Origin of the sequence: Achromobacter sp. ACRQX, assembly GCF_022346505.1 — a bacterium.
In the GTDB taxonomy this organism is placed as follows: Bacteria; Pseudomonadota; Gammaproteobacteria; order Burkholderiales; family Burkholderiaceae_B; genus Achromobacter; species Achromobacter animicus.
Window position 1 is genome coordinate 38,742 of record NZ_JAKRML010000002.1, and the last position, 25,001, is coordinate 63,742.

Here is a 25,001-nt window from a genome sequence, read left to right on the forward strand (position 1 = left end):
GCCGCCAGCGTGCAGGCGAAGGCCTTAAGATTCAAGGTTGCAGACCGTATTAAAGCTGTCATGAAAGAAGAATCGCGCCCGCCCCTCCACCCGGACCCGTCCCCTGTCATTGCGCGCGCGTTGGCGATCGAACCCGACCGCAAGACCGGCACGCTGCAGGATGTGCGGCATGTCGTGATCCTGATGCAGGAGAACCGGTCCTTCGACCATTACTTCGGCACGCTGCCCGGCGTGCGCGGATTCGCCGATCCGCATCCCGTGCCCACGCGCGCGGGCACGGTGCTGACGCAGACCGATGGCAACGCGCATTGCCGCCCCTACGACTTGCAGACAGAGGTCGCCAGCGACAAGCCGGTCGGCTACATCACGCCGCACACCTGGGACGATTCGCAGCGCGCCTGGAACGACGGCCGCATGGATCAGTGGCTGTCCGCCAAGACCCGGCTGGGCATGGGAGCCTACCGCAGCGCCGACGTGCCGTTTCAGACCGCGCTGGCCAATGCCTTCACGTTGTGCGATGCCTATCACTGCTCGGTCCAGGCCGGCACCAACCCCAACCGGCTGTTCCTGTGGACCGGCACCAACGACCCGCAGGGCGCGGCCGGCGGCCCCGCGCTGGTCAACACCTACGACCGGCTGGGTCCGGCGGGTGAAGGCTATTCCTGGACCACATACCCCGAGCGTCTGCAGGACGCCGACGTGACCTGGTGCATCTACCAGGACATGGCGGACAACTACAACGACAATCCGCTCGCGGGCTTTCAGCAGTACCGACGACAGCATGCGGGCAACATGGGCAACGCCCCGCTGCGCGACCGCGCGCTGGCCACGCGCACGCTGGACGATCTGGCGCGCGATGTCGCGGACGGCACGCTGCCGGCCGTGTCGTGGATCATCGCGCCCACGGCGGATTCGGAACATCCCGAGGTCTCGTCCCCTCGCCAGGGCGGCGCCTACACCGAGCGCGTGCTGGACATTTTGACGGCGCATCCCGACACATGGAGCCGTTGCGTCCTGTTCGTCACCTACGACGAAAACGATTGCTTCTTCGACCACGTGCCCCCGCCCGCCCCGCCGGCGCGCCACCCGGACGGCGAGTCGGGCGGCCTGTCCACCGTGGAACTGGACGGCGAATACCACGACGCGCGCCGTGGTCCCAGCGCGTCCACGGCCGACGATCCGGCCGGGCTGTACGGACGCGCCTTCGGCCTGGGCCCGCGCGTGCCGATGCTGGTGGTCTCGCCCTGGAGCCGCGGCGGCTGGGTCAATTCGCAGGTGTTCGACCACACGTCGGTCATCCGATTCCTGGAAACGCGCTTTGGCGTGGCCGAACCCAACATCAGCCCCTGGCGCCGCGCAGTGGCGGGCGACCTGACGACGGCCTTCGATTTTGCCGGCGACAGATGTTCGCATCACCCCGACAGCCACCGCCACGCATGTCCTCTGCCCTATGTGCTGGAAGCCGTGGGCAAGACCACGGCCGACGGCCAGCATTACCGCCTGACGCTGCGCAACCCGGGCGGCGCGGGCGCCGTGCTGCATGTCTACGACCGCCTTGCGCTGGCGCATCCGCCCCGGCGCTACACGGTGGGCGCCGGCGCGCGTCTGGATGACGGATGGAGGCTGGCCGCGGGTGGCGCGTACGATCTCTGGCTGTTGGGACCGGATGGCTTTCACCGGGCGTTCCGCGGCGATGCGCAGGATGCGGGCACGCTTGAAGCGCAGCTCGTGCCCGTGACCTCGGGCCTGCGCCTGCGGCTCGTGAACCACGGCGACATGCCGCAGCCGGTCAGGGTGGAGTCGCGCATGAACGATGGCTGGCGCGCGATGGCCCACGTGCCCGCAGGCGGCGCGGTCGAGCTTAAATACGCCGGCTGCGAGGGCTGGTATGACCTGGAAGTGGGTGCGCCGGCGATGCCGGCCTTTGGACGCCGGCTGGCGGGCCGCATCGACGCGGGCAAGCCGGGGGTGCCGGATCCCCGGCTGTGCCAGGGAGCGGCGCTGCCGCTGTGAAGCGGCAGCCGGTCTTTCTGTTTACTGCTCCGAGGTGTCCTCGGTTTCTTCTTCACCGCGCGCCAGGCGCTCGGTGTTCTTCACGCCGGTGTGGCGCACGTCGGCGCCCTTGACCATGTAGATCACGCGTTCGGACATGTTCTTGGCATGATCGCCGATGCGCTCAAGCGCGCGGGCGATGAAGATCATGTCGATGGCGCGTGAGATCGTGCGCGGATCTTCGATCATGTACGTGATCAGGTGACGCAGCGCGCCCTTCCATTCCTTGTCGACTTCCTTGTCGCTGCGCACGACGGCGGCGGCCTGGATGGGGTCGAGGCGGGCAAACGCGTCCAGCGCCTGGTGCAGCATGTTGCGCACGTTGGCGGCCATGTGACGCAATTCGATCACCGGAATGTGGCGCAGTTCGCCTTCGTGGACACGACGGGCGACGGTGGCGACCTTCTCGGCTTCGTCGCCGGAACGTTCCATGTCGGTCAGCATCTTGGACACGGCCATCAGCATGCGCAGATCGATGGCGGTGGGCTGGTGCCGGGCCAGGATGCGGCTGATGCTTTCGTCGATCTCGACTTCGTGGCGGTTGACTTCCTTTTCCCGCTCGCGAACCTTTTCAACCAGCGACATGTCGCCGCTGGCCAGCGCGTCGATCGCTTCCTGGATCATGGCTTCCACCACGCCGCCCATTTGCAAGAACTGCGAACGGACGCTTTCCAGATCGGCGTCGAACTGCTTGTTTGTATGCTCCGTCATCCGGGCTCCCTGCGTGGTTGATCTCATTGCATTGCCCCGAAAGTAGAGAGGTTACGAGATGGGCCTGCACAACCCGCAAGGTTATGACCCAAGTGTGACAGGATTATGAATGCGGGCCTCGCGCCCCGCAAGACGGAGCGGCGGGACCCGCATCACAAACGGACTCAGGCGCGGCGGTCCAGGCGGCGGATGCCGTTCTGGGTGGCCAGCAGCGCCACGTCGGCGCCGGACAGCGCGAACAGGCCGCAGGTCACGACGCCCGGCAGGTTGTTGACGATGGCCTCGAACGCGGGCGCGTCAGTGATGGAAAGACCCGACACGTCCAGGATGATGTTGCCGTTGTCGGTGACGAAGCCCTCGCGCAGGCGGGGCTGGCCGCCCAGCGCGGTCAGTGCGCGGGCCACGGATTCACGCGCCATCGGGATGACTTCGAGCGGCAGCGGGAACTTGCCCATCGTCTGGACCAGCTTGGATTCGTCGGCGATGCAGATGAAGCGCTCGGCCACCGAGGCCACGATCTTCTCGCGCGTCAGCGCGCCGCCGCCGCCCTTGATCATGTGCAGGTCGGCATTGATCTCGTCGGCGCCGTCCACGTAGATGGGCATGGTCGAGACGTCATTCAGGTCCAGCACTTTGAGGCCGTGGCCGGCCAGGCGCGCCGCGCTGCGCTCGGAGCTGGCGACCGTTCCGCCGATGCGGCCCTTGAATCGCGCCAGGCCATCGATGAACAGGTCGGCGGTGGAACCGGTGCCCACGCCGATGATGACGTCAGGGCCGGCGACCTGTTCGACGAATTCCAGGGCCGCGTCGGCGGCTTGCTGCTTGAGTTCTTGCTGGGAGAGCATGGCGGTAGAAGTGCGGAAAAGTTGCTTGAGCCGGGAAATTTAGCACGCGGCGATGGCGGGCCAGGCGCGCGACAGGATGGCCTGCGTGTCGACGCCGGCGGCCAATTCGCCAAAGATGCCTGACGCTTCCTGCAGGCGGCTGCCGACGAAGGCCTGCGCCACCGCGCCGGGCGCGTGCTCGATGAGCAAGGCGGCCTGCCACAGGCGCGCCAGACCGGCGGCGATGCGACGCGCCTGGAATGGCGCCTGCTCGCCATCGGCCAGCAGCGCGCGCCAACGCGCCAGCGCCGCGTCGAACTCCCGGTGCTGGCCGGCGGCGCGGGCTAATTCCGCGTCCAGCGCGGGCAGCGCGTCGGGCTCGCGCTGCAGCGCCCGCAGCACGTCCAGCGCCATGACGTTGCCCGAACCTTCCCAGATGGAATTGACGGGCGTTTCCCGGTACAGGCGCGGCATCGGCCCTTCTTCGACGTAGCCGTTGCCGCCCCAGACCTCCATGCACTCGGCCACGGCGGCGACCGCGCGCTTGCAGACCCACAGCTTGGCGGCCGGCGTGCCGACACGCACCAGCGCGCGCGCGGCCGCGTCGCTGCGTTCGTCAACAGCCCGCGCCAGACGCAGCGCCAGAACCATGGCCGCTTCGCTTTCGAGCGCCAGGTCGGCCAGCACGTTGCGCATCAGCGGCTGTTCGATCAGCGGTTTGCCAAAGGCCTGACGATGCCGCGCATGATGCGCCGATTGCGCCAGCGCCTGGCGCAGCAGCGCCGCGCTGCCCAGCACGCAATCGAGCCGCGTGGTGCCCGCCATTTCCAGCAGCACGGTCAGGCCGCGGCCGGGTTCGCCGACCATCACGCCCCAGGCGTCTTCGAATTCGACTTCCGAACTGGCATTGCTCCAGTTGCCCAGTTTGTCCTTCAAACGCCGCACGCGCACGGCATTGCGCGGGCCATCCGGTATCCAGCGGGGGACGAAAAAGCAGCTCAGCCCCTCATCGGTCTGCGCCAGCACCAGATGGGCGTCGGCCTGCGGCACCGAAAAGAACCATTTGTGTCCGACCAGCTGATAGGCGCCGCCGCGCCCCGGCGCGCCAAGCGGCGAGGCACGGGTGGTAACGGCGCGCAGATCCGAGCCGCCCTGCTTTTCGGTCATGCCCATGCCGATCAGCGCGCTGCGCTTGGCGGTGAGCGGCGCATCGCTGCCATCGAAATCCCGCGCGTAGAGCGCAGGCAGCCACTGGCCCGCAAAGTCCACGACGCCGGCAGGCTCGCGTTGCAAGAGCGGAACGGCGGCAAAGGTCATGGTGGTCGGACAGAGCGTGCCGGCCTCGACCTGGCCCTGCATCAAGTAGGCGGCGGCACGCGCCACCTGCGCGCCCGGCGCGGGCTGCATCCACGCGCGGCTATGCAGGCCGCGCGCCATGATACCGCTCATCAGCACGTTCCAGGCGGGGTGAAAGTCGATGCGGTCCACCCGATGGCCGGCCCGGTCGTAACTGACCAAACGTGGCGGACAGCGGTTGGCCTCGGCGCCCGCGGCCAGCGTCTGCGCGCGGCCCAGCCAGGCGCCATGCGCGGCGAGGTCGCCCGCCCACGCTTCGGCGCCCTCGCGGCGCACGGCCTCGCGCAGCGCCGGATCGGTGTCGTACAGGGAATAGTCTTCCAGGGGCGGCACCTGGTTGAACACGGTATGCGTCGCGAACGATGACATGGAGTCTCCCTGGTTCGAACGGCCGCGGCGGCGCGGGTTGCCCGCAGCCGCTACCCGGCCATGGGCGCGGTCAAGGGCCAGGGCCGCAGCGCTTCGACCTGCGCCGCCAGTTCCAGCAGCTGCGCCTCGGCGCCCAGCGGTCCCATCACCTGGATGCCGATGGGCAGCCCGTCCGCGGACATGCCAAACGGAATCGAGATAGCGGGCATGCCGGTCAGGTTCGCCAACGGCGCGAAGGGCGAATAGCCGATGACGCCCTTCTTGCCCAGACGGTAGGCCAGATAATCGGCGTTGTCCATGGCGTAGCGGCCGATGGGCGCGGGCGGCAACGCCAGCACCGGACTCAGGAACAGGTCATAGCCCTGGGCGCCATCCCGATGCAGGAAACGCCCGATGCGGCGGGTGATCTCGTGGCAGGTGTCGACGCAGGCCACATACTGCGCACCGGAGATCGCGCGGGCATATTCACGCGCGCCGAGCGTGGTGGGCTGCAGTTCGTCAGCGGCCAGGCGCCTGCCGCGCGCGGCCACGAAGCTGTCGATGGCGTTGGCGGCCGCGCTGGCGATCAGCGGCAGCATCGGCGACAGGACTTCCTCGGAGCCGACGGGCGGCGCCTCCTGCACCAATTCATGCCCCAGCGAGGCAAAGAACCGGGCCGCCTCGTCCAGCGTCGCGGCAACATCCGGATGAATGGCCTCGCCTTCGTAGGTGGTGTTGATGAAGGCAATGCGCCGGCGCGGCGCCGCGCTCGGATCGGCGGCAACCCGGGCCACCACCCCGCGATAGGACGCCGCGGGCGGGACGGGCGCGGCATAGGGCGCACCCACGTCGGCGCCCGCGCTGATGTCCAGCGCCGCCGCGCAGTCGCGCACGGACAGAGTCATCATGTGTTCGGTGGCCAGGCCGCCCCAGCCTTCACCTTTTAGCGGACCGAGCGGCATGAGGCCGCGCGAAGGCTTCAGGCCCAGCACGCCGCAGCACGACGCCGGGATGCGGATCGAGCCGCCGCCATCGCTGCCATGCGCGATGCGCACCATGCCGCTGGCCAGCGCCGCCCCGGCGCCGCCGCTGGAGCCGCCCGCGCTGTGGCCCTTTTTCCAGGGATTCTGCGTGGCGGGGCCATAGACGGGCGACTCCGTCGTGGGGCTCAGGCCCAGCTCGGCGCTGGTGGTGCGGCCGAACGGAATCAGCCCGGCGCGCCGGTAACGTTTGACGATGTCCGCATCGAGGTTCCACGTGACCTGGCCATACAGTACGGATCCCATTGCGCTGGGCAGGCCGATGGCCGCCGTGGCGAGGTCCTTGAGCAGCGTCGGCACGCCGAGGAACGGCCGGTCGCGCAGCAGCGCGAGGCGCTGTTCGGACGTTAGCGACGCCAGTTCTTCGTCCAGGGACTGGGCCAGCCGCAGCCCGGCTTCGGCCTGCACGCCGCAGGCGGCATTGATGGACGGATTGCGCGCTGCGACGCGCTCGACCGCCTGCTGCATGGCGGTCAGCGCGGTGGTGGCGCCTTGGGCGATGTCGGCGCCCAGCGCCGTCGCGTCGAGAGAAGAGGAATCATGGCGTTCGGCGATGCTCATGCTGACGATGCTCCAGGTATCGACGGCGAAGTGCCGCATGCATGAGGATATCGGCAGTCAAGGCGGCCAACAAGCGCGCCCGGCGACGGACGTGCCCCAGCTTGCCTGTTCAGACGGCGCCGGCCGACGGCGCGCGGGGTTCCTCGGCGTCGTCGTCCTCGGGATCGGCAGCGTCCGCCGACGCCCCGCCCAGCAGGCGCAGCGCATCGGCTTCCGGCAGCGCTTCAACGCCCTTCAGGTTGCGCAGCATGGCGCGGGTGCGCACCTCGGTCTGGCCGATCTTGTTGCTGGCGGTGTCCAGGGTCTTCTTGACGCTGGCCAGCGATTCGCCGAACTTGCCGAACTCGGTCTTGACGGCCCGCAGCACCTGCCACACCTCGGAGGAACGCTGTTCGATCGCCAGCGTCCGGAATCCCATCTGCAGGCTGTTCAGCAGCGCGGCCAGATTGCTCGGGCCCGCCACGTTGACGCGCAGGTCGTGCAGCTTGTCCAGCAGGCCGGGGCGGCGCAGCACCTCGGCATACAGGCTTTCCGTGGGCAGGAACATGATGGCGAAGTCGGTCGTGTGGGGCGGCGCGATGTACTTGCCGGCAATCAGCCGCGCCTGGACCTCGACCGCGCGGCCCAGTGCGGCCCCGGCCACCTTGACGCCCTCGGCGTCGGCCGCTTCCTGCGCGTCCATCAGGCGCTCGTATTCTTCCTTGGGGAACTTGGCGTCGATCGGCAGCCAGACCGGATCGCCGCCGTCGCCACGCCCCGGCAGCCGGATGGCAAATTCCACGGCCGCGTCGCTGCCCGGCACCGGCTTGACGTTGCTGGCGTACTGATCGGGCGTCATGTTGTCTTCGATCAGGCGCGCCAGTTGCACTTCGCCCCACGTCCCGCGGGACTTTACGTTGGTCAGCACGCGCTTCAGGTCGCCCACTCCGGCGGCCAGCGCCTGCATTTCACCCAGCCCCTTGTGCACGGCTTCCAGGCGGTCGGACACCAGCTTGAAGGACTCGCCCAGCCGCTGCTCCAGCGTGGCATGCAGCTTCTCGTCCACGGTGCGGCGCATTTCGTCGAGCTTGGCGCTGTTGTCCGACTGCAGCGATTGCAGGCGCTGATCCACCGTGGCGCGCACTTCCATCAGGCGCCGTTCGTTGATCTGGATGAGGCCCTGCAATTGTTCAGAGAAGCCGGCGGCAAAGCGCGACAGCGATTCGGCGGATTCGGCCCGGGCGGCCTGCGCATCGCGCGACAGGCCGGCACGCAGATCCCCGTGCGACTGCGCCAGTTCCTGCCGCAGCGCGCGTGTGGATTCGGAAAACTCGCTGCGCAGGCCGCGCTGGCCTTCGGCGATGTCGGCGCGCAGCGCGCGCTCGGTGCGCTCCAGTCCTTCCAGCAGGGCGTCCAGCCGGGGATCGGTGGCGGACGGGCGCAGCCAGGCCAGCACGGCGGCCACGAAGGCCAGCACGGCGCCGCCGGCGGCGACCCAAAGCAGAATATCGTTCAAGAAAGGCGTCTCCAAAGCGCGAATTGTAGGTCCCATTCCGCCCCCCTTTCCAGCCTGCTCCGCCAGCGTGAAGGCGCGGCGGGAGCAAGAGGATTAAACTGGCGGCCATCTGCATGGATACCCCTCGCTTCTTTGAACTCCGCCGACCGCTCCGCCTGCACGCCTGCCGTCTCATTCCAGTCCGTGTTCGGACCGCTGAACCTGGATTCGGCAACGCCGCTTGCCACGGGCGGAGACCGGCACATTTTCCAGCACCCGCACTCCCCCGCTTTGCTCGTCAAGGTCATGGACATGCGCGCGCGGGCAATCTACCTGGAAGCACGGCCGTTCAAGCGCTGGTACAAGCAATATCAGCGCGAAAGCGCCTACCGCGTGTACCTGAACGAGATCTCGGAATACGTCACCACCACGACGCGCCCGTCCGGCGTGTGGCAGGTGCCCATGGCGCGCATCGTCGGGGTGGCGCAGACCTCGCTGGGCCTGGGGCTGGTGGTCGAAAAGATCACCGACGAAGCCGGTAACATGGCGCCGACCGTGACCGATCTGGCCATGAAAGGCCTGCTCGACGATGCGCTGAAAGCGCAGCTCGATGCGTTCTTCGATGACCTGGCCGATGCGCACGTCGTGGTGCACGACATGTCGACCAGCAACATCGCGGTCGGCCTGAACGCCGACGGCAAGAAGGGGCTGTACCTGATCGACGGCTTCGGCGTGCTGCCGCTGATACCGCTGTATGCGTGGAGCAAGCGCCTGAACCGCCGCCGCCTGCAGCGCAAGTACGCCGAACTGCGCGAATCGCTGGCCCGGCGCATGCGCGAAGCCGGCATCTAGCCGCCGGTCGGCGCCTCGGGCAGCACGATGCCCTGCCGGTCCACCCATACGTAATCCTGTCCCGCGCGCTGCCCGCGCCGCAGCGGGTTACGCGTGCAGAACGCGGCGTAGGCCGGGTCCACGAAACGGTAGCTCAGGTGTTCGTCGCGCCCCGCCGGAATGCCCAGCCGCGTGGTGCAGATGAGATACGGCGGCGACTCGCCCACGTCTTCCACGTACAAGGCGTCGGGATCGAAACGGCGGGCGTCCCATTCAGGCACTTTCAACCCGAGCGACCGGCACAGCAGCGTCTGGCCCGCGCAAAGCGCGCCCAGCGCCCGGGGCCGGCCTTGCGCATCGGGGTTCAGTTCGCGCATCCGTTCAAGCGACTCGGGGCCGGACAGCGCGTCGGTCCACGGATAAGCCGATTTGATCAGCACCGCATTGCCGGGGCCGCCCGCGCTGAAGTTCAGCGAATCGCCCCCGCGGGCGTAGTACATGTAGATGGTGCCGCCGTCCATGAACAGGGCACGGCGCTTGTGGGTGTACCCCAGCGAGGCATGGCTGCCCCGCTCTTCCAGGTAGTAGGCCTCGGTTTCGATGATGCGGGCCGACAGCCACAGGCCGCCGACCCGGTGGCGGATCACCTTGCCGGGCAACTCGCGCGCCAGCTGAGCCGCGTCGCGGTCAAAGAAGGCGTCCGGCAAGGCCTGTCCGGCCCCGCCGCGGGCCTCAGGCGAAACGTTCGCCGTAGCGCTTTTCACTGAAACCAACACTCACCTCGCCATCCGGCGTGACGGTGACCGGACGGCGCACCAGGGCCGGGTACTCGGCGATCAGCTTGGTCCACTGGGCGTCGGTATGGGCGGTCTTGCGGTCCTCGGGCAGGTTGCGCCACGTCATGGAGGCGCGGTTGACCAGCTTTTCCCAACCGCCGACCTGCTCGGACCAGGATTTGAGCGTCGCGCCCGGCACCGGCTCGTCGCGGTAATCGACGAAGGCGTGGTCAACGCCATGCTCGGTCAGCCAGTCGCGCGCCTTTACGCAGGTGCTGCACTTGGTCAGGCCATACAGGGTGGTTTGCGTCATTTGGATTCGGACTCCTTGCGCCATTGCATGCGGTTGGCGAGGATCACGCACGTGCCCACCGCCAGGATGAACAGGGTGGCCAGCGCGTTGATCTCGGGCTTGAGGCCCAGCCGCACCCGGGAGAAGACCTCCATGGGCAGCGTGCTGGAGCCGGGGCCGGACAGGAACGACGCGATGACGACGTCGTCCAGCGACAGCGTGAAGGACAGCAGCCAGGCCGACGCCAGCGCCGGCGCAATCAGCGGCAGCGTGATCTTGAAGAACACGGTGATCGGCGTGGCGCCCAGGTCCAGCGCGGCTTCTTCCAGCGAGCGGTCCAGGTCGCGGATGCGGGTCTGGATGACGACGGCCACGAACGCCATGCACAGCGTCACGTGCCCCACCCAGATCGTGAACATGCCGTTCTGCTCGGGCCAGCCCAGCGCACCGCGCACCTCGACGAACATCAGCAGCAGCGAGATGCCCAGCACCACTTCGGGAATCACCAGCGGCGCGCTCAGCATGCCGACGTACAGCGCAAAGCCGCGGAACCGGCCCATGCGTCCCAGCACATAGCCCGCCCAGGTGCCGATGACGACGGCCGCGGTGGCCGTCAGCACGGCAATGCGGAAGGACAGCCAGGCGGCGCGCAACAGCGCGTCGTCATTGACCAGCGAGTGATACCAGCGGAACGAAAACCCGGTCCACGACGTGACCGAGGGCGACTCGTTGAACGAAAACACCATCAGGCTGAGGATGGGCACGTACAGAAAGAAGTAGCCCAGCCCCAGCACCACGGCGCGCAGCGTCTTGTTCGGACCGTTCATTTGCGGTCTCCGCCCTGCTGCTTGACCTGGCTGTACTGGAAGTACACCAACGGCACGAGCAGCAGCAACACCATCACGCACGTCACGGCCGACGCCATCGGCCAGTCGGCGTTGTTGAAGAATTCATTCCACATCACGCGGCCTATCATCAGCGTGTTCGCGCCGCCCAGCATTTCGGGGATCACGTATTCACCGACGGCCGGAATGAACACGAGCATCGCGCCCGCGATCACGCCCTGGCGCGACATCGGCACCGTGATCTGCCAGAACGCCTGCCACGGCCGGGCGCCCAGGTCATAGGCGGCTTCGAGCAGGCGCAGGTCCATCTTCACCAGCGTCGCGTACAGCGGCAGGATGAAGAACGGCAGGTAGGCATAGACCATGCCGATGTACACGGCCAGGTCGGTGCGGTAGATCTCGAGCGGACTGGAGATCAGGCCCAGGCCCTGCAGCAGGTTGTTCAACAGGCCATCGTTGCGCAGGATGCCCACCCAGGCATACACGCGCAAAAGCAGCGACGTCCAGAACGGCAGGATCACCGCCAGCAGCAGCAGGTTGCGCACGCGCGCCGACGACCGGGCGATGTAGTACGCAATGGGGTAACCCATCAGCACGCAGACGAGCGTGGTGATGCCGGCGATCTTCACCGAGCTGAGGTACGTGCGGAAATACTGGTTTTCCGTGAACAGCAGGATGTAGCCGCGCAGGTGCAGGCTGAACTGGATCGCCTCGTCCTGAAACTGCGCCAGCGACGTGTACGGCGGAATGCCGAACTTCATCTCGGCAAAGCTGATCTTCAGCACCAGGAGGAACGGCAGCAGCAGAAACAGCACCAGCCAGGCGAACGGCGGCACCACCGCCAGCGCCCTGCCCGACGGGAGCCACTCGCGGGGCGAAAAGCGGATCATGACGCAAGCACCGTCGCGCTGTCGGCGTCCCAGCTCACGAAGATTTCTTCGTCGATGCCCGGCGCGTCCATCTGGGCCAACAGGCGGCTGGGCACGCTGGCCTCGACCGTCTTGCCGGAGTCCAGGCGGATCTGATAGAGGGCATAGCTGCCCATCCAGGCCATGTGGCTGACCATGCCGTGGGCCCAGTTGTATTCGCCGTCCGGTTGTTCACGCGAGACCAGCAGGCGCTCGGGCCGGATGGAGACGTGCACTTCCATGCCCAGGGGTTCGCTGACCCCGTGGTTCACGAAGAGCGGACGGGTCAGTTCGTCGCATTCAATGGCCACATGATCGGGCTCGTCGACGACGATGGTGCCCGTGAACATGTTGGTCGACCCGATGAAGCTGGCGACAAAGCGCGAGTTCGGGAAGGCATACACGTCCTGCGGCGTGCCGCACTGGACGATCTGGCCTTCGGTCATGACGGCCAGGCGGTGCGCCATGGTCATGGCTTCTTCCTGGTCGTGGGTGACCATGATGCAGGTCACGCCGACCTGTTCCAGGATCTTCACGAGTTCGATCTGCGTCTTCTGGCGGATCTGCTTGTCCAGCGCCGACATGGGTTCGTCAAGCAAAAGCAGCTTGGGACGCTTGACCAGGCTGCGCGCCAGCGCCACGCGCTGCTGCTGCCCGCCCGAAAGCTGGTTGGGCTTGCGGCGCGAATAGCCCGCCATCTGCACCAGGTCCAGCGCCTCGAACACGCGGTCATGGATTTCGGCGCGGTCCACGCCTTCCTGCTTCAGGCCGAAGGCCACGTTGGCCTCGACCGTCATGTGCGGGAACAGCGCGTACGACTGGAACATCATGTTCACGGGCCGGCGGTACGGCGGCACGCTGGTGATGTCCTCGCCGTCCAGCAGGATCTGGCCCGAAGTCACTTCCTCGAAGCCCGCCAGCATGCGCAGCAAGGTGGACTTGCCGCTGCCCGAGCTGCCCAGCAGCGCGAAGATTTCGTTTCGCTTGACGGACAGGTTGACCGAACGCACGGCAACCACATCGCCAAAGATCTTTACCACATCGGAGACCCGGACGAACTCGTCCGGGTCCGCCGCGTGCTGCGCCGAGTAACGGCTATCGTTCATGATGACTAATTTCCCAACTTCAGCTCGGACCACAACTTGTTCTGCAGCCGTGAAATGTTCAAGGGCAACGCCTTGATCACGTACAGGGTCTTGGAGACCTCGGCGGGCGGGTAGATCATGGGATTTTCAGCCACATCCTTGTTCACGAACTGCCGCGCTTCCTTGTTGGCGTTCGGGTAGAACATGGTGTTGGTGATGGCTGCGTGGACCTTCGGCGTTTCGATGTAGTTGATGAACGCGTGGGCCTCTTCGGGATGCGGCGCATCCTTGGGGATGACCATCAGGTCGAACCACGCCGGCGCGCCGCCCTTCGGAATGAAGTAGTTCACTTCATAAGGCTTCTTGGCGTCCTGCGCGCGCTTGCGGGCAATCATCACGTCGCCGGAGAAACCGTAAACCATGCACAGGTCGCCCACGGCCAGTTCGTCGATGTAGCCCGACGAGCTGAACTGGCGGATGTACGGACGGATCTTCTTCAGCACTTCCATCGCGGCCTGGTAGTCGGCGCTGTTGGTGCTGTTGGGGTCCTTGCCCAGGTACTTGAGCACGGCCGGGAACACCTGCGCGGCTTCGTCCAGCATGGAGATGCCGCATTCCTTCAGCTTGGCGGCGTTCTCGGGCTTGAAGATCATGTCCCAGCTGGCCAGGTCCACGTCGTCGCCCATGATCTGCTTGACCTTGGTGACGTTGTAGCCCAGGCCATTGGTGCCGTAGCCCCACGGGATCGCGTGTTCGTTGCCGGGATCGACCGTGGCGACCAGCGCCATGACTTCGGGATCCAGGTACTTCCAGTTGGGGATCTTGGACTTGTCCAGCTTCTGGAACAGGCCGGCTTCGATCTGGCGCGAGGCGTAATGGGTGGACGGGACAACGACGTCGTAACCCGACTTGCCGGCCAGCAGCTTGGCCTGCAATGCGTCGTTGCTGTCGTACACGTCATAGCGGACCTTGATGCCGGTTTCCTTTTCAAAACCCGGGATCGTGTCCGGGGCCGTGTATTCGGCCCAGTTGTAGACGTTGACGACCTTGTTCTGCGCCATCGCAGCCGACGTGGCCGCCGCGACCAGCACCGCCCCGAGCGCCCAGCGCATTCCCGCCTTCAGTTCCATTATGTCCAGCCCCCTTGCTCTATGCCGTTTATGACAGGAGTACCAAAAGGCGAAATGATAAAGCCATTTTGCGATGACCTGCCCAACTTTGGGGGGTAATTGGCGCAATTGCTGCCTTGGCGGGCCGCGGCGGGCGGGCCAACGGTCAGGGCTGGATTCCGATGCCCCAGGCCGTCCAGTAGCTGTCGCGCAGGCGCATCCAGAACCGGTCGCCGGCCTCGCCGGCCACCTTGCGCAGCGACCGGCGCAGGCGGTCGAGATTGGCCTGGCGCTGCCGCTCCGACAGCCCGCCCTGCGTGCCGCGGTCAAAGTCGATGAGCCAGACCCGGCCATCGTTGCCGATAAGGATGTTGAACGCGTTCAGATCGGCATGCCAGACGCCCGCCCGGTGCATGCGCACGATGGCATCGGCCACCGGCTGCCACAGGGGCTCGGAAAGCGCCTGCGCCAGGGGCCGCACGCCGGGAATGCGCTCGACCACGATGGCGGCGCGGTAGATGGGGCCCTGGCGCCAGTAGGCGGCCGCCAGCGGCGCCGGCACCGGCAGCCCTTGCGCGCGCAGGGCGGCCAGCAGCCGGTATTCGCGAAAGCTGCGCGTGCGCGACTCGCCGTTCCACAGATACGCGTCGCGGCTGATGCGGGCGATCATGCCGCCGCGGCGGTAGCGCCGCAGCACACCCTGCCAGCCCTGCCCCTCCACGAACCACGCGGCCTGGCGTCCGCCGGCGTCCACCGGCCGCGCCCGGTCGCCATAGTGACCGGGGTTGAAGACTTCGGGGCCCGCGTCGGCAAGGCGCCGGGCATCGCTGAGCATGGCGCCGGCCAGCGGGCCATCCCAGGTGGTGCGCCGCGCGCCGGATTGATCGTCAGCCTTCACGGTTGCGCATCCAGTCGGCCACGCCGTAGAACGATTCGAGCAGACGCTCGACCAGGACGGGCTCGATGCCCTCGTCTTCCATTGCGCGGCCGATACAGGTCACCCATTGGTCGCGCTCGACCTCGCCGATGGAGAACGGCAGATGACGCGCCCGCAGGCGGGGATGGCCGAAGCGTTCGATGTAGTGGTCCGGACCGCCGAAATAGCCGCAGAGGAACCAGAAGAGCTTGTCGCGCGCCTCGTCCAGGCTGGGGCCGTGGGCGGCGCGCAGTTCCTTGAGGTCGGGCTCCATGTCCATCAGGTCATAGAAGCGGTCGACGAGGGCGCGCACGCCGGCTTCGCCGCCAAGAAGGTCAAACATGGTGCGGGAGTTTTCCACGGGTTCTGTAATGGTGTGGACGCGGGACGTCATCAGGTTTCTCGAAGGGTGACGAGCGGCGGCGTGCGCAGGACGCCGCGCAGGGCAAGCGCGCCGCCCGCCCAGGCGCCCAGCATGCCGGTGCCGATGCCGGCCAGCCACGGCCAGAGGCTGAGGGTAATGGTGAAGTCGAACACCTGGGTTGATAAAGCCCAAGCGATCGCGGTCGCGCCGGCCGCCGCAAGAAAGCCTGCCAACCCGCCCACGGCCCACAGCTCGATGCGCTGCGAACGGGCAAGCTGACGGCGCGTGGCGCCCAGCGCGCGCAGCACGGCCGCCTCGCGCATACGCTCGTCGCGCGTGGCGGTCAGCGCCGCGGACAGCACCAGCACGCCGGCGGCAAGCGTAAACAAGAACAGCAGCTGCACGGCGCGGCCCACTTCATTCAGCACGGACTGCAACTGCTGCAGGATGGCGCCCACGTCGAACACCGTCAGGTTCGGAAACTCCCGCACCAGGGCGGGCAACACCGCCGCCTTTTCGGGCGGCAGGTAGAAGGACGTGATCCAGCTCTGGGGCATGTCGGCCAGTGCGGCGGGGGTCAGGATGGCGAAAAAATTGACGCGCATCGTATCCCAATCCACCCGGCGGATGCTCGACACCGCCACCTCGACCTGCTGGCCGGCCACGTCGAACGTCATCTTGTCGCCCAGCCCGATGCGCAGCGACTGCGCCAGCCCGGCCTCCAGCGAGACCTCCGCGGAACCCGGCGTCAGCCAACGGCCCTGCTCGATGCGGTTGGACGACGGCATCTCGTCGCCATAGGACAGGTTGAATTCGCGGTCCACCAGGCGCTTGGCGCGCGGCTCTTCATAATCGTCCGGTCCCACCGGCTTGCCGTTGACGGCAATCAGCCGCCCGCGGACCATCGGCGACAACGTAATGCGGCCCAGGCCTTCGCGCGTCAGCGCGTCGGTCACGGCCTGGCGCTGGTCCGGCTGCACGTTGATCAGGAAGCGGTTGGGCGCGTCCGGCGGCATGGTGCGTTGCCAGCCCTGGATCAGATCGGTGCGCGTCATGGTCAATAGCAGCAGCGCCATCAAGCCGACCGCCAGTGCGCAGACCTGGGTGATCGTGGCGGCCCGGCGGCGCACCACGCCCGCCAGCGCAAAGCGCAGCGCGGGCAGGCCGGCGGCCAGCCGGCGCACGCGCGCCAGGCCCAGGATGCACAGCCAGGCGACCAGCGCGAACACGCCAAAGGCGCCCAGAAAGCCGCCCGCCACCACGCCGCCCAGCTTGGCATCGCCCGCGAACCACCAGATCAGCAGCGCAAAACCCGCCGCACCCAGCACGTAGCCGAACGCGCTGCGCGCGCTGATCGTGTCCGCATCACGCCGCAGGACGCGGGCGGGCGGCACGTGGCGCAACTGCGCCAGCGCGGGCAGCGCGAACCCCAGAAGCAGCAGCAATCCGGTCAGGACGCCCTGCAACGCCGGAATGGCAGACGGGGCCGGCAAGGTCGTGTCGATCAGCGAGCCCAGCAGCATGACGAGCACCTGGTGCACACCAAACCCCAGCAGGCAGCCGGCGGCGGACGAGAACAGCCCGACCAGTGTGAATTCCAGCGTCAGCATGCGCGCGACCTGCGATTGCACGGCGCCCAGGCAGCGCATGACCGCGATGCCATCACGATGCCGCGTCATGTAACGCCCCGCCGCCAGCGCCACGGCCACGGCCGAGATCAGCACGGCCAGCAGCGCGACCAGCGACAGGAAACGCTGCGCGCGGTCCAGCGTGCGGCGCACTTCCGGGCGGCCCGATTCCAGGGTGGCGATCTTCTGGCCGCGCTTCAGGTTCTGGTTCAGCCAGGCGGAATATCCAGCCACGGCGTCGGGCTGGCCGGCGACCAGCATGGCATAGCCGATGCGGCTGCCCGGGGCGATGAGGCCCGTGGCCGGCAGATCGCTGGCGCGCAGCAGCACGCGCGGCGCGACGTTGACAAACTGCATGCCCTTGTCCGGCTCATAGGTGATGACGCGGTCGATGCGCATGTGGGCGTCGCCCACGCTCAGCGTATCGCCCACCTTCAGGTTCAAGAGCGCCAGCAACTGCGCGTCGACCCACACCGCGCCTTCGGGCGGGATGTCGCGCGTGGGCGCGTCGGGTGCGAACGGCGCCTCCGCCACCCGCAAGGCCCCGCGCAGCGGATAGCCGGGCTCCACCGCTTTCAACGCCGCGAGCTGCGCGCCGTCCCCGGCGCCCACCATGGAGGGAAACTGCCACGTGCCGGAAACGGTCAGGCCGCGCTCGCGCGCCTGATCCTTGAAGGCGGCGGGTACGGGTTCGTCGGCGTCCAGCACCAGATCGGCCCCCAGCATCTGGCCGGCGTCGCGTTCCAGCGCGCGGCCGACGCGGTCGGCCAGAAAGCCCACACTGGTGACGGCGGCCACCGCCACGACCAGCGCCAGGACCAGCAAACGGAGCTCGCCGGCCCGCGCATCGCGCATCATCATCCGGGCGCCCAGGCGCAAGGTTGACCAGAAACCAGGGCGCCTGGCCTGTGACATATCAGGGAAATCCATCATTCGTCCATGTTAACTAAGCGCCTGTAGGGCGTCCGAATCCCGATATCATCCCGGGGCGGGAGGCAAAGCCGCCCATAAAGATAACCAATTCCGGAGAAGACAATGCGTAAAACCTGGCTTGCGGCCACGATTCTGGCCGCCTGCGCGGCCGCCACCTCGCTGCCCGCGGCAGCGCAGACCACCCTGAAGATGGCCTACGCCCTGTCGACGTCGTCGCACTACGGCGCCGGCGCCGACGCGATGGCCAAATCCATCGAAGGCTCGACCAACGGCAAGTTCAAGGTCCAGCAGTTTGCCAACAGCGCGCTGGGCGGCGAACGTGAAGTGATCGAAGGCCTGCAGATCGGCACCATCGATCTCGCGATCGTTTCGACCGGTGCAACCCTGAATTTTGTTCCCGAGACCGGCGTTTTCGACATCCCGTTCCTGCTGCGCGACCTGCCGCACGCCCGCGCGGTGCTGGACAGCAAGATCGGCCAGGACATGCTGGCCAAGTTCCCCAGCCGCGGCATCGTGGCGCTGGCGTGGGGCGAACAGGGCTTTCGCCACCTGACCAACAACGTGCGCCCGGTCAAGACCCCGGCGGACGCCAAGGGCCTGAAGATCCGCACCACCGAAAACCCGATCCACATCACGGCCTTCCGCCAGATCGGCATCCTGCCCACGCCGATGGCCTGGCCCGAAGTGGCCACCGCGTTGCAGCAGGGCACCATCGACGGCCAGGAAAATCCGCTGTCCGTGATCACGTCGGCCAAGCTGTCGCAGATGCAGAAGTACCTGTCGCTGACCGGCCACGTGTACGGCCCGGCCCTGGTGCTGATGTCCGCCAACGTCTATGAAGGCCTGTCGGCTGCCGACAAGGCCAACTTCGACAAGGCCGGCAAGGAATCGGCCCAGGCCATGCGCGCCTACGTCGACAACATCGAAAAGACGGGCGTCGAGCAGCTCAAGAAGGAAGGCATGCAGGTGTCCGAAGTGGACCGCGCCGCCTTTGCCGCCGCCGTGGAACCCGCCTACCCCGAGTACTACAAGAAGTTCGACAAAAAGCTGATCGACTCGATCCGCGACACCAAGTAAGCCGGCACGGCCCCCATCGCGGGGCCGTTTGCCTGGCGGCGGGACCGGCCTGCGCCGCGCGCCCGCCCCACTTTTCCGCGTCCATCGCCAACGGAATTCACCATGCGTTTGCTCTGCGCCTTCGACCGCGGCCTGTTCAAGCTGGTCTCGGCCCTCGCCCAACTTTTGCTGGTGGCCGCCGCGGCCGCCGCGTTCTACCAGGTCATCGCCCGGTTCGTGCTGCACTCGCCCGCCGACTGGAGCGAAGTCCTTACCCGCGCCCTCCTGATCTGGACCGTGCTGCTGGGCGTGGCCCTGGCCTTCCGCCACGGCGCCATGATCAGCGTCGAGCTGCTGCGCAATCTGCTGGGCGGCACGCGCCGCCGCGTGCTCGAGGCCATCATCGGCCTGATCTGCGCGGGCTTTCTCGGCTTTCTGGCCTGGATCGGCGGCAACATGACCTATCGCGTGCGTTTCCAGAACGTGCCGAGCCTGGACATCTCGATTTCCTGGATTTATCTGGCCATCCCCGTGGGCGCCACGCTGGCGGCCATCGCCGTGCTGGCCCGCTGGTGCGCCGGCGAAGAAGACGACGTGCCCGTGCGCAACGACGCGCAAGGCTGAGCCGCCCCCTATCGAACCTGAGCAGCAAAAATCGCCATGTCCCAATTAATGATTGTCTCGATGCTGATTTTCTTCGGGCTGTCCGTGCCGGTCGCCGTGTCGATCGGCTTGGCCAGCCTGGCGGGCGTCGGCGCCTCGGGCCTGCCCTGGCTGGTCGTCGCGCAGCAGCTGTTTGCCGCGCTGGACAAGTACCCGCTGGTGGCCATCCCCTTCTTCATCCTGGCCGGCAACCTGATGGAAGCCGGCGGCATCTCCGAGCGCATGGTGGAATTCGCCAAGAGCGTGGTCGGCGGCATCCAGGGCGGCCTGGCCTGCACCTGCGTGCTGACCTGCATGATCTTCGCGGCGGTCGCGGGCTCCAGCGTGGCCACGACCTTCGCGGTGGGCGCCATCCTGATTCCCGCCATGATCCGGCACGGCTATCCGGCCCCCTTTGCGGCGTCATTGCAGGCCAGCGCGGCGGAACTCGGGGTCATCATCCCGCCGTCCATCCCGATGATCCTGTTTGCCGTGTCCACCGACACCTCCACGGGCGAACTCTTCATCGCCGGCGTCATGCCGGGCATCCTGATCGGCGTTGCGCTGATGTTCTACGTCTGGCTGTACGCCAAGCGCAACAACCTGGGCAAGCGCGACGGCGAAGGCCGGCTGCCGCTGTGGCCCGCGTTCAAGCGCGCCTGGCTGGCGCTGCTGATGCCCGTCATCATCCTGGGCGGCATCTACGGCGGCGTCTTCACGCCGACCGAAGCGTCGGTCGTGGCCGTGATGTACGCCGTCTTCGTGGGCAAGTTCATCTACCGCCGCCTTACGTTCCGTCAGTTGTCGGACACGCTGCACAAATCGGTCGTGTCGACCGCAGTCATCATGTTCGTGATCGCCAACGCGGGCATCTTCAGCTTCCTGCTCAACCGCGCCGGCATTCCGGACGCGCTGGGCACGTGGCTCGCCCAGATCTTCGACACCAAGTTCGGCTTCCTGATGGGCGTGAACGCCGCGCTGTTCGTCATCGGCATGTTCATCGAGACCTCGGCGTCGATCGTCGTGCTGGCCCCCTTGCTGCTGCCGGTGGCGCTGCAGTTCGGCGTGGACCCGGTGCATTTCGGCATCATCATGGTGGTCAACCTGGCGCTGGGCATGATCACGCCGCCGTTCGGGGTGAACCTGTTTGCCGCGTGCGCGGTGGCCAAGCTGCCGCTTGAGCGCCTGATCAAACCCCTGGTGCCCTTCGTCGGCGTGGTGATCCTGTGCCTGCTGGTCATCACCTACTGGCCGGGGCTGTCGCTGGGGCTGCGCGATCTGGTGTACGCGAAGTGATCCGCGCCTAGCCGCCGCGCGGGCAATCGTCCGTGCGGCGGGTAGCGCCCGGCCCGCCTGACCGGCGTGCAGGGATCGCAGAATGAGAAAAGCGCCCGGTTGGGGCGCTTTTTCGTTCTGGGGGCCTAGATTTCGCGTTCTTCCGTCTTGAGGTTGTTGTCGCGGGCGAAATCCACCACGAACTTGTAGGCCAGCGGCTCCAGGTCGCGCAGGCGCAGGTCGACAACGATCCCGCGCACGCCATCGATCACGACGGGCAGCACATAAGGCGAATAAGTGAGGTGGTTACCAGCACAGCCGGCGGGCCGGAACTGTGCCATTACGCCGGCGAGCCGTTCTGCCCAATCGCTGGGGCGGAAGCGGCTACCGCTTTCGGTAACGCCATGAATTACGAATTGTCTGACGCGAGTTGCCATGTGTTCTTCACTGCGGGACGCCTTTCACGAAAGCCGGATCTTCGGCGTGATCAAACATGCGTGCCGCGCCGCGAATTGTATATGATTGATCCTTTGCCCTCTTTCGAACCGCGATTCGCCCCTGATTCGCCCTAGCAAGCGGGCACGCTGTCGATGCCATTCCCCCAGGAGGATCCGCGATGAGCTCGCCTCTGGCCAATATCTATGCCCGGCTGCCGGTATCGTTCACGCACGGCCAGGGTGTCTGGCTGTGGGACGCAGGCGGCCGCAAGTACCTGGATGCCCTGGCCGGCATCGGCGTCTCCTGCCTGGGCCATGCCCATCCGAAGCTTGTCGCCGCCATCGCCGAACAGGCGGCCCGCGTCATCCATACCTCCAACATCTACGACATCCCGCAGCAGACCGAGCTTGCCGCCCGGCTGACGGCGCTGTCCGGCATGCAGGAAGTCGCGTTCAACAACAGCGGCTCCGAGGCCAACGAAGCGGCCATCAAGCTCGCCCGCTACTACGCCTATCAGCGCGGCAACAAGCACGCCCACATCATCACCATGGATTCGTCCTGGCATGGCCGCACGCTGGCCACGCTGGCGGCTACCGGCAGCGATAAGGCGCGCAAAGGCTTCGAGCCCCTGCCCAGAGGCTTCATCCAGGTGCCGTACAACAACCTGGACGCGGTGCGTGCCGCCGGCGACGCCGAGCCGCGCACCACCGCCGTGCTGCTGGAAGTCCTGCAGGGCGAAGGCGGCATCCGCCCGTCCGACATCGCCTACCTGCAGGCGCTGCGCCAACTCTGCACCGAGCGCGGCTGGCTGCTGATGATCGACGAAGTGCAGTCCGGCATCGGCCGCACCGGCAAGTGGTTCGCGCACCAATGGGCCGACATCCGCCCCGACGTCATGACGCTGGCCAAGGGCCTGGCGGGCGGAGTGCCCATCGGCGCGATGCTGGCCGCCGGGCCGGCCGCAGGTGTGTTTACGCCGGGCAGCCATGGCACCACGTTCGGCGGCGGGCCGCTCGTGTGCGCGGCAGGCCTTGCAGTGCTCGATGCGCTGGAATCCGAAAACCTGCTTGAAAACGCCCATGACGTGGGCGAATACCTGAAAGACCGCCTGGCCAGCGCGCTGGCCGGCACGCCCGGCGTGACCGACATCCGCGGCCGCGGCCTCATGCTGGGCATCGAGCTGGCCCGCCCCTGCGGCGTCCTTGCGCTGCGCGCCATGGAAGCAGGCCTGCTCATCAACGTCACGCGCGACCGCGTCATCCGCATGCTGCCGCCGCTGATCCTGACGCGCCAGGAGGCCGACCAGATCGTCGCCCTGCTGGTGCCGCTCATTCAACAGTTCCTGGCCGAAAAACCATAATCAACGTCCCTGCCGGGCCACGAGCCTGGCGGGGCCCAATGACCTGCGACATCAACATGACTCCTCCCACGACTCAAAACGGCCCGCTGCGGCACTTTCTGCAGTTCAAGGACTTCTCGTCCGCCGAGATCGCCTACGTGCTGGACCGCGCGCGCCTGATCAAGGAAAAGTTCAAACGCTATGAGCCCCACATGCCGCTGCACGACCGCACGCTGGCAATGGTGTTCGAAAAGGCCAGCACGCGCACCCGCGTCTCATTCGAGGCCGGCATGTACCAGATGGGCGGCTCGGTCATCAACCTGACGTCCAACGACTCGCAGCTCGGCCGCTCCGAGCCCATCGAGGACACCGCGCGCGTGATCTCGCGCATGGTCGACATCGTCATGATCCGCACGTTCGAGCAGACCCGCATCGAGCGCTTCGCGTCGCATTCGCGCGTGCCCGTGATCAACGGCCTGACCAACGAATTCCACCCCTGCCAGATCCTGGCGGACATCTTCACCTACATCGAGCACCGCGGCCCCATCGCCGGCAAGACGGTCGCCTGGGTGGGCGATGCCAACAACATGGCCTACACGTGGCTGCACGCGGCCGAAATGCTGGGCTTCACGCTGCATGTGTCCACGCCGGCCGGCTACGAACTCGAAGCCTCGCGCATCGGCACGCCGTCCGACAAGGTGCTGCGCCAGTTCAAGGACCCCATGGAAGCCTGCAAGGGCGCGCACCTGGTCACCACCGACGTGTGGACCAGCATGGGCTACGAGGCCGAAAACGAAGAGCGCCGCGCCGCGTTCGCCGACTGGTGCGTGGACGCCGAGATGATGGCCGCGGCCGACCCGCAGGCCGTCTTCATGCACTGCCTGCCCGCCCACCGCGGCGAGGAAGTCACCGGCGAAGTCATCGACGGACCGCAGAGCGTGGTCTGGGACGAAGCCGAAAACCGCCTGCACGTGCAGAAGGCGCTGATGGAATTCCTGCTGCTGGGTCAGGTCGACTAAACCTGTCCTGCATACATGAGAAGGGCCCGGGCATCCTGCGATGTCCGGGCCCTTCTGCTTTCTAGACCGCTTGGTGCTACAGGATCTTCCTGAACATCGTGCGCCGCGTGTTGCGGAACGACGGCCGCACGCGGCTGCTCCAGTCGGTCGCGCGCACCGCCAGCCACGGCGGGCTGCCAAAGGTCTCCTGCGTATGCAGGTCGTAGCAGGCCAGGTAGCGCGGCGATTCGTCGCGGCATTCCCAACGCTGCGCGCGCACCGTGCCGGGCACCGACGCCAGCCCTGGCAGATGCTCCTGGTCGTACCAGGCGTTCAGGTCGGCCTCGGCCTCGGGCAACACGTCGGTTTCGACGATGTAATGCCACGGCGCCTCCTGCCCCGCCGACGCGCCGGGCAGATCCAGCGTCTGGTGCAACACACGTGCATGCGCGCCGGGCGCCAGTTCGTTCAGGCGGGCCTGAATCTCCGGCAATGCACGGGCCCCGCGCACGGTTACGTAGGTCTCCTCCGCTTCCAGCGCGGCAAAGGCGCTGATCTTCACATCCGCCAGCCCGTCCGCAAGGCGCCCGGCCAGATCACGGGCGCGCGCCTCGTCAAACCGTTCGCCCAGCGACACCAGCAACATCGTTTCCTGCACAGCCCTCTCCTTCAATGTCCGACGCGCAAGGCGACCAGGAAGCGCGACACCATGTTGTACGCCCCGACCGTTGCGGTCAGTTCCACCAGTTGCGCATCATCGTAGCGCTCTCGCAGCGGCGCAAACACCGCGTCCGGCACCTCGATGTCGCGCGTCATCGCATCCGTCAGCGCCAGCACCTCAGCCTCTCCCGGTTCCAGGCCCTGCACCTGATCCGGCGCGGGGTTGCCGCGCAGCACGTCGATGACGGCCTGCGGCATGCCGCCCGCCAGCGCGTGCGGCACGTGCGCCTCGAACTCGTAGGGCGCATTGTTCAACGTCGCCACGCGCAGGATGATCAGCTCGCGCAACCGCGGCGCCAGCGACGTCTTCTGCCGGATCGCGGTCAGCATGGCTTCCCAGCCCTCGACCACCGCCGGGCTGTTCAGCAGCACCTGGTACAGCGGCGAAATGCGGCCGCGCGCGGCGGCGATGCGCGCCTCCAGCACGGCCAGCTCCGGGCGGGTGCCCGGCACCACGGGTTCGATTCGGCGGGCGCTCAT

The 25,001-nt window shown here is 67.1% G+C and carries 24 protein-coding genes; 7 read left to right on the forward strand and 17 right to left on the reverse strand.

Going from position 1 to position 25,001, the window contains the following annotated elements:
• The first annotated feature begins 60 nt into the window (after positions 1-60).
• Positions 61-2,013 carry a phosphocholine-specific phospholipase C gene (locus tag MHZ91_RS01880; protein WP_239212051.1) on the forward strand — a complete coding sequence of 651 codons (1,953 nt, stop codon included), beginning with the start codon at positions 61-63 and terminating at the stop codon, positions 2,011-2,013.
• Positions 2,014-2,034: 21 nt separating this feature from the next.
• Here MHZ91_RS01880 and phoU read toward each other — a convergent pair whose 3' ends face one another.
• From phoU to rmuC, 5 genes are all read right to left on the reverse strand, one after another.
• Positions 2,035-2,763 carry a phosphate signaling complex protein PhoU gene (phoU, locus tag MHZ91_RS01885; RefSeq protein WP_175138741.1) on the reverse strand — a complete coding sequence of 243 codons (729 nt, stop codon included), beginning with the start codon at positions 2,761-2,763 and terminating at the stop codon, positions 2,035-2,037.
• A 164-nt stretch (positions 2,764-2,927) separates the two neighbouring features.
• Positions 2,928-3,608: a ribose-5-phosphate isomerase RpiA gene (gene rpiA / locus MHZ91_RS01890; protein WP_175138742.1), complete on the reverse strand. Its 681-nt coding sequence runs from the start codon at positions 3,606-3,608 to the stop codon at positions 2,928-2,930.
• A gap of 39 nt (positions 3,609-3,647) precedes the next feature.
• Positions 3,648-5,312: an isovaleryl-CoA dehydrogenase gene (locus tag MHZ91_RS01895; protein WP_239212063.1), complete on the reverse strand. Its 1,665-nt coding sequence runs from the start codon at positions 5,310-5,312 to the stop codon at positions 3,648-3,650.
• Positions 5,313-5,362: 50 nt separating this feature from the next.
• A complete protein-coding gene (locus MHZ91_RS01900) occupies positions 5,363-6,931 on the reverse strand; it encodes an amidase (protein WP_239212066.1) in 1,569 nt (522 codons plus the stop codon).
• A gap of 70 nt (positions 6,932-7,001) precedes the next feature.
• On the reverse strand, positions 7,002-8,387 hold the full coding sequence (rmuC, locus tag MHZ91_RS01905) for a DNA recombination protein RmuC (protein ID WP_175125740.1): 1,386 nt from the start codon (positions 8,385-8,387) through the stop codon (positions 7,002-7,004).
• A gap of 132 nt (positions 8,388-8,519) precedes the next feature.
• Here rmuC and MHZ91_RS01910 point away from each other — a divergent pair, with 132 nt between their 5' ends.
• Positions 8,520-9,218: a PhoP regulatory network YrbL family protein gene (locus MHZ91_RS01910; RefSeq protein ID WP_239212068.1), complete on the forward strand. Its 699-nt coding sequence runs from the start codon at positions 8,520-8,522 to the stop codon at positions 9,216-9,218.
• On the opposite strand, the gene MHZ91_RS01915 is transcribed toward MHZ91_RS01910, so the two are convergent.
• The 9 genes from MHZ91_RS01915 to MHZ91_RS01955 form a co-directional block, all read right to left on the reverse strand.
• Positions 9,215-9,904 carry a DNA-3-methyladenine glycosylase gene (locus MHZ91_RS01915; protein WP_239212070.1) on the reverse strand — a complete coding sequence of 230 codons (690 nt, stop codon included), beginning with the start codon at positions 9,902-9,904 and terminating at the stop codon, positions 9,215-9,217. The two genes, MHZ91_RS01910 and MHZ91_RS01915, sit on opposite strands and share 4 nt — an antisense overlap.
• 25 nt (positions 9,905-9,929) lie before the next feature.
• Entirely contained in the window at positions 9,930-10,286 is a 357-nt protein-coding gene (locus MHZ91_RS01920; protein ID WP_239212072.1) for a Spx/MgsR family RNA polymerase-binding regulatory protein, read from the reverse strand.
• Positions 10,283-11,092, reverse strand: a complete 810-nt coding sequence (locus MHZ91_RS01925; RefSeq protein WP_056567137.1) for an ABC transporter permease subunit — start codon at positions 11,090-11,092, stop codon at positions 10,283-10,285. The genes MHZ91_RS01920 and MHZ91_RS01925 overlap by 4 nt, the downstream gene beginning before the upstream one ends.
• Complete coding sequence (locus MHZ91_RS01930) at positions 11,089-12,000, reverse strand: ABC transporter permease subunit (protein WP_175125746.1); 912 nt, start codon at positions 11,998-12,000, stop codon at positions 11,089-11,091. Before MHZ91_RS01930 ends, MHZ91_RS01925 begins: the two co-directional genes overlap by 4 nt.
• A complete protein-coding gene (locus tag MHZ91_RS01935; RefSeq protein WP_175138744.1) occupies positions 11,997-13,124 on the reverse strand; it encodes an ABC transporter ATP-binding protein in 1,128 nt (375 codons plus the stop codon). The genes MHZ91_RS01930 and MHZ91_RS01935 overlap by 4 nt, the downstream gene beginning before the upstream one ends.
• Positions 13,125-13,129: 5 nt before the next feature.
• The gene (locus tag MHZ91_RS01940) at positions 13,130-14,233 is read right to left on the reverse strand and encodes a polyamine ABC transporter substrate-binding protein (RefSeq protein ID WP_175184402.1); all 1,104 of its coding nucleotides are present in this window, start codon (positions 14,231-14,233) and stop codon (positions 13,130-13,132) included.
• A 145-nt stretch (positions 14,234-14,378) separates the two neighbouring features.
• Positions 14,379-15,110: a 3-deoxy-D-manno-octulosonic acid kinase gene (locus MHZ91_RS01945; protein ID WP_175138746.1), complete on the reverse strand. Its 732-nt coding sequence runs from the start codon at positions 15,108-15,110 to the stop codon at positions 14,379-14,381.
• On the reverse strand, positions 15,100-15,522 hold the full coding sequence (locus MHZ91_RS01950) for a group II truncated hemoglobin (protein ID WP_082578979.1): 423 nt from the start codon (positions 15,520-15,522) through the stop codon (positions 15,100-15,102). The genes MHZ91_RS01945 and MHZ91_RS01950 overlap by 11 nt, the downstream gene beginning before the upstream one ends.
• Positions 15,522-18,053 carry an ABC transporter permease gene (locus MHZ91_RS01955; protein WP_239212083.1) on the reverse strand — a complete coding sequence of 844 codons (2,532 nt, stop codon included), beginning with the start codon at positions 18,051-18,053 and terminating at the stop codon, positions 15,522-15,524. Before MHZ91_RS01955 ends, MHZ91_RS01950 begins: the two co-directional genes overlap by 1 nt.
• A 102-nt stretch (positions 18,054-18,155) precedes the next feature.
• Here MHZ91_RS01955 and MHZ91_RS01960 point away from each other — a divergent pair, with 102 nt between their 5' ends.
• From MHZ91_RS01960 to MHZ91_RS01970, 3 genes are all read left to right on the forward strand, one after another.
• The gene (locus tag MHZ91_RS01960) at positions 18,156-19,130 is read left to right on the forward strand and encodes a TRAP transporter substrate-binding protein (RefSeq protein WP_239212086.1); all 975 of its coding nucleotides are present in this window, start codon (positions 18,156-18,158) and stop codon (positions 19,128-19,130) included.
• A gap of 102 nt (positions 19,131-19,232) precedes the next feature.
• Positions 19,233-19,733, forward strand: a complete 501-nt coding sequence (locus tag MHZ91_RS01965) for a TRAP transporter small permease (RefSeq protein WP_056567167.1) — start codon at positions 19,233-19,235, stop codon at positions 19,731-19,733.
• 36 nt (positions 19,734-19,769) lie between these two features.
• On the forward strand, positions 19,770-21,047 hold the full coding sequence (locus MHZ91_RS01970) for a TRAP transporter large permease (RefSeq protein WP_239212088.1): 1,278 nt from the start codon (positions 19,770-19,772) through the stop codon (positions 21,045-21,047).
• Positions 21,048-21,172: 125 nt separating this feature from the next.
• Here the strand turns inward: MHZ91_RS01970 and MHZ91_RS01975 are convergent, their stop codons facing one another.
• Positions 21,173-21,463, reverse strand: a complete 291-nt coding sequence (locus tag MHZ91_RS01975; RefSeq protein ID WP_013392635.1) for a DUF3579 domain-containing protein — start codon at positions 21,461-21,463, stop codon at positions 21,173-21,175.
• Positions 21,464-21,642: 179 nt separating this feature from the next.
• Here MHZ91_RS01975 and MHZ91_RS01980 point away from each other — a divergent pair, with 179 nt between their 5' ends.
• Together MHZ91_RS01980 and argF are read left to right on the forward strand one after the other, a co-directional pair.
• A complete protein-coding gene (locus MHZ91_RS01980) occupies positions 21,643-22,824 on the forward strand; it encodes an aspartate aminotransferase family protein (protein WP_239212091.1) in 1,182 nt (393 codons plus the stop codon).
• A 56-nt stretch (positions 22,825-22,880) separates the two neighbouring features.
• Complete coding sequence (gene argF / locus MHZ91_RS01985; protein WP_175138749.1) at positions 22,881-23,822, forward strand: ornithine carbamoyltransferase; 942 nt, start codon at positions 22,881-22,883, stop codon at positions 23,820-23,822.
• A gap of 76 nt (positions 23,823-23,898) precedes the next feature.
• Here the strand turns inward: argF and MHZ91_RS01990 are convergent, their stop codons facing one another.
• Together MHZ91_RS01990 and MHZ91_RS01995 are read right to left on the reverse strand one after the other, a co-directional pair.
• Positions 23,899-24,459: a DUF4286 family protein gene (locus MHZ91_RS01990; protein WP_239212094.1), complete on the reverse strand. Its 561-nt coding sequence runs from the start codon at positions 24,457-24,459 to the stop codon at positions 23,899-23,901.
• A gap of 11 nt (positions 24,460-24,470) precedes the next feature.
• On the reverse strand, positions 24,471-25,001 hold the full coding sequence (locus tag MHZ91_RS01995) for a carboxymuconolactone decarboxylase family protein (RefSeq protein ID WP_175125766.1): 531 nt from the start codon (positions 24,999-25,001) through the stop codon (positions 24,471-24,473).

What these genes read in the sequence shown, in the direction of transcription:
- MHZ91_RS01880 (WP_239212051.1), top strand. Translation starts at nt 61, where the DNA reads ATGAAAGAAGAATCGCGCCCGCCCCTCCACCCGGACCCGTCCCCTGTC.
- phoU (WP_175138741.1), bottom strand. Translation starts at nt 2,763, where the DNA reads ATGACGGAGCATACAAACAAGCAGTTCGACGCCGATCTGGAAAGCGTC.
- rpiA (WP_175138742.1), bottom strand. Translation starts at nt 3,608, where the DNA reads ATGCTCTCCCAGCAAGAACTCAAGCAGCAAGCCGCCGACGCGGCCCTG.
- MHZ91_RS01895 (WP_239212063.1), bottom strand. Translation starts at nt 5,312, where the DNA reads ATGTCATCGTTCGCGACGCATACCGTGTTCAACCAGGTGCCGCCCCTG.
- MHZ91_RS01900 (WP_239212066.1), bottom strand. Translation starts at nt 6,931, where the DNA reads ATGCGGCACTTCGCCGTCGATACCTGGAGCATCGTCAGCATGAGCATC.
- MHZ91_RS01920 (WP_239212072.1), bottom strand. Translation starts at nt 10,286, where the DNA reads ATGACGCAAACCACCCTGTATGGCCTGACCAAGTGCAGCACCTGCGTA.
- MHZ91_RS01925 (WP_056567137.1), bottom strand. Translation starts at nt 11,092, where the DNA reads ATGAACGGTCCGAACAAGACGCTGCGCGCCGTGGTGCTGGGGCTGGGC.
- MHZ91_RS01930 (WP_175125746.1), bottom strand. Translation starts at nt 12,000, where the DNA reads ATGATCCGCTTTTCGCCCCGCGAGTGGCTCCCGTCGGGCAGGGCGCTG.
- MHZ91_RS01935 (WP_175138744.1), bottom strand. Translation starts at nt 13,124, where the DNA reads ATGAACGATAGCCGTTACTCGGCGCAGCACGCGGCGGACCCGGACGAG.
- MHZ91_RS01940 (WP_175184402.1), bottom strand. Translation starts at nt 14,233, where the DNA reads ATGGAACTGAAGGCGGGAATGCGCTGGGCGCTCGGGGCGGTGCTGGTC.
- MHZ91_RS01950 (WP_082578979.1), bottom strand. Translation starts at nt 15,522, where the DNA reads ATGACGTCCCGCGTCCACACCATTACAGAACCCGTGGAAAACTCCCGC.
- MHZ91_RS01955 (WP_239212083.1), bottom strand. Translation starts at nt 18,053, where the DNA reads ATGATGGATTTCCCTGATATGTCACAGGCCAGGCGCCCTGGTTTCTGG.
- MHZ91_RS01960 (WP_239212086.1), top strand. Translation starts at nt 18,156, where the DNA reads ATGCGTAAAACCTGGCTTGCGGCCACGATTCTGGCCGCCTGCGCGGCC.
- MHZ91_RS01965 (WP_056567167.1), top strand. Translation starts at nt 19,233, where the DNA reads ATGCGTTTGCTCTGCGCCTTCGACCGCGGCCTGTTCAAGCTGGTCTCG.
- MHZ91_RS01970 (WP_239212088.1), top strand. Translation starts at nt 19,770, where the DNA reads ATGTCCCAATTAATGATTGTCTCGATGCTGATTTTCTTCGGGCTGTCC.
- MHZ91_RS01975 (WP_013392635.1), bottom strand. Translation starts at nt 21,463, where the DNA reads ATGGCAACTCGCGTCAGACAATTCGTAATTCATGGCGTTACCGAAAGC.
- MHZ91_RS01980 (WP_239212091.1), top strand. Translation starts at nt 21,643, where the DNA reads ATGAGCTCGCCTCTGGCCAATATCTATGCCCGGCTGCCGGTATCGTTC.
- argF (WP_175138749.1), top strand. Translation starts at nt 22,881, where the DNA reads ATGACTCCTCCCACGACTCAAAACGGCCCGCTGCGGCACTTTCTGCAG.
- MHZ91_RS01995 (WP_175125766.1), bottom strand. Translation starts at nt 25,001, where the DNA reads ATGAGCGCCCGCCGAATCGAACCCGTGGTGCCGGGCACCCGCCCGGAG.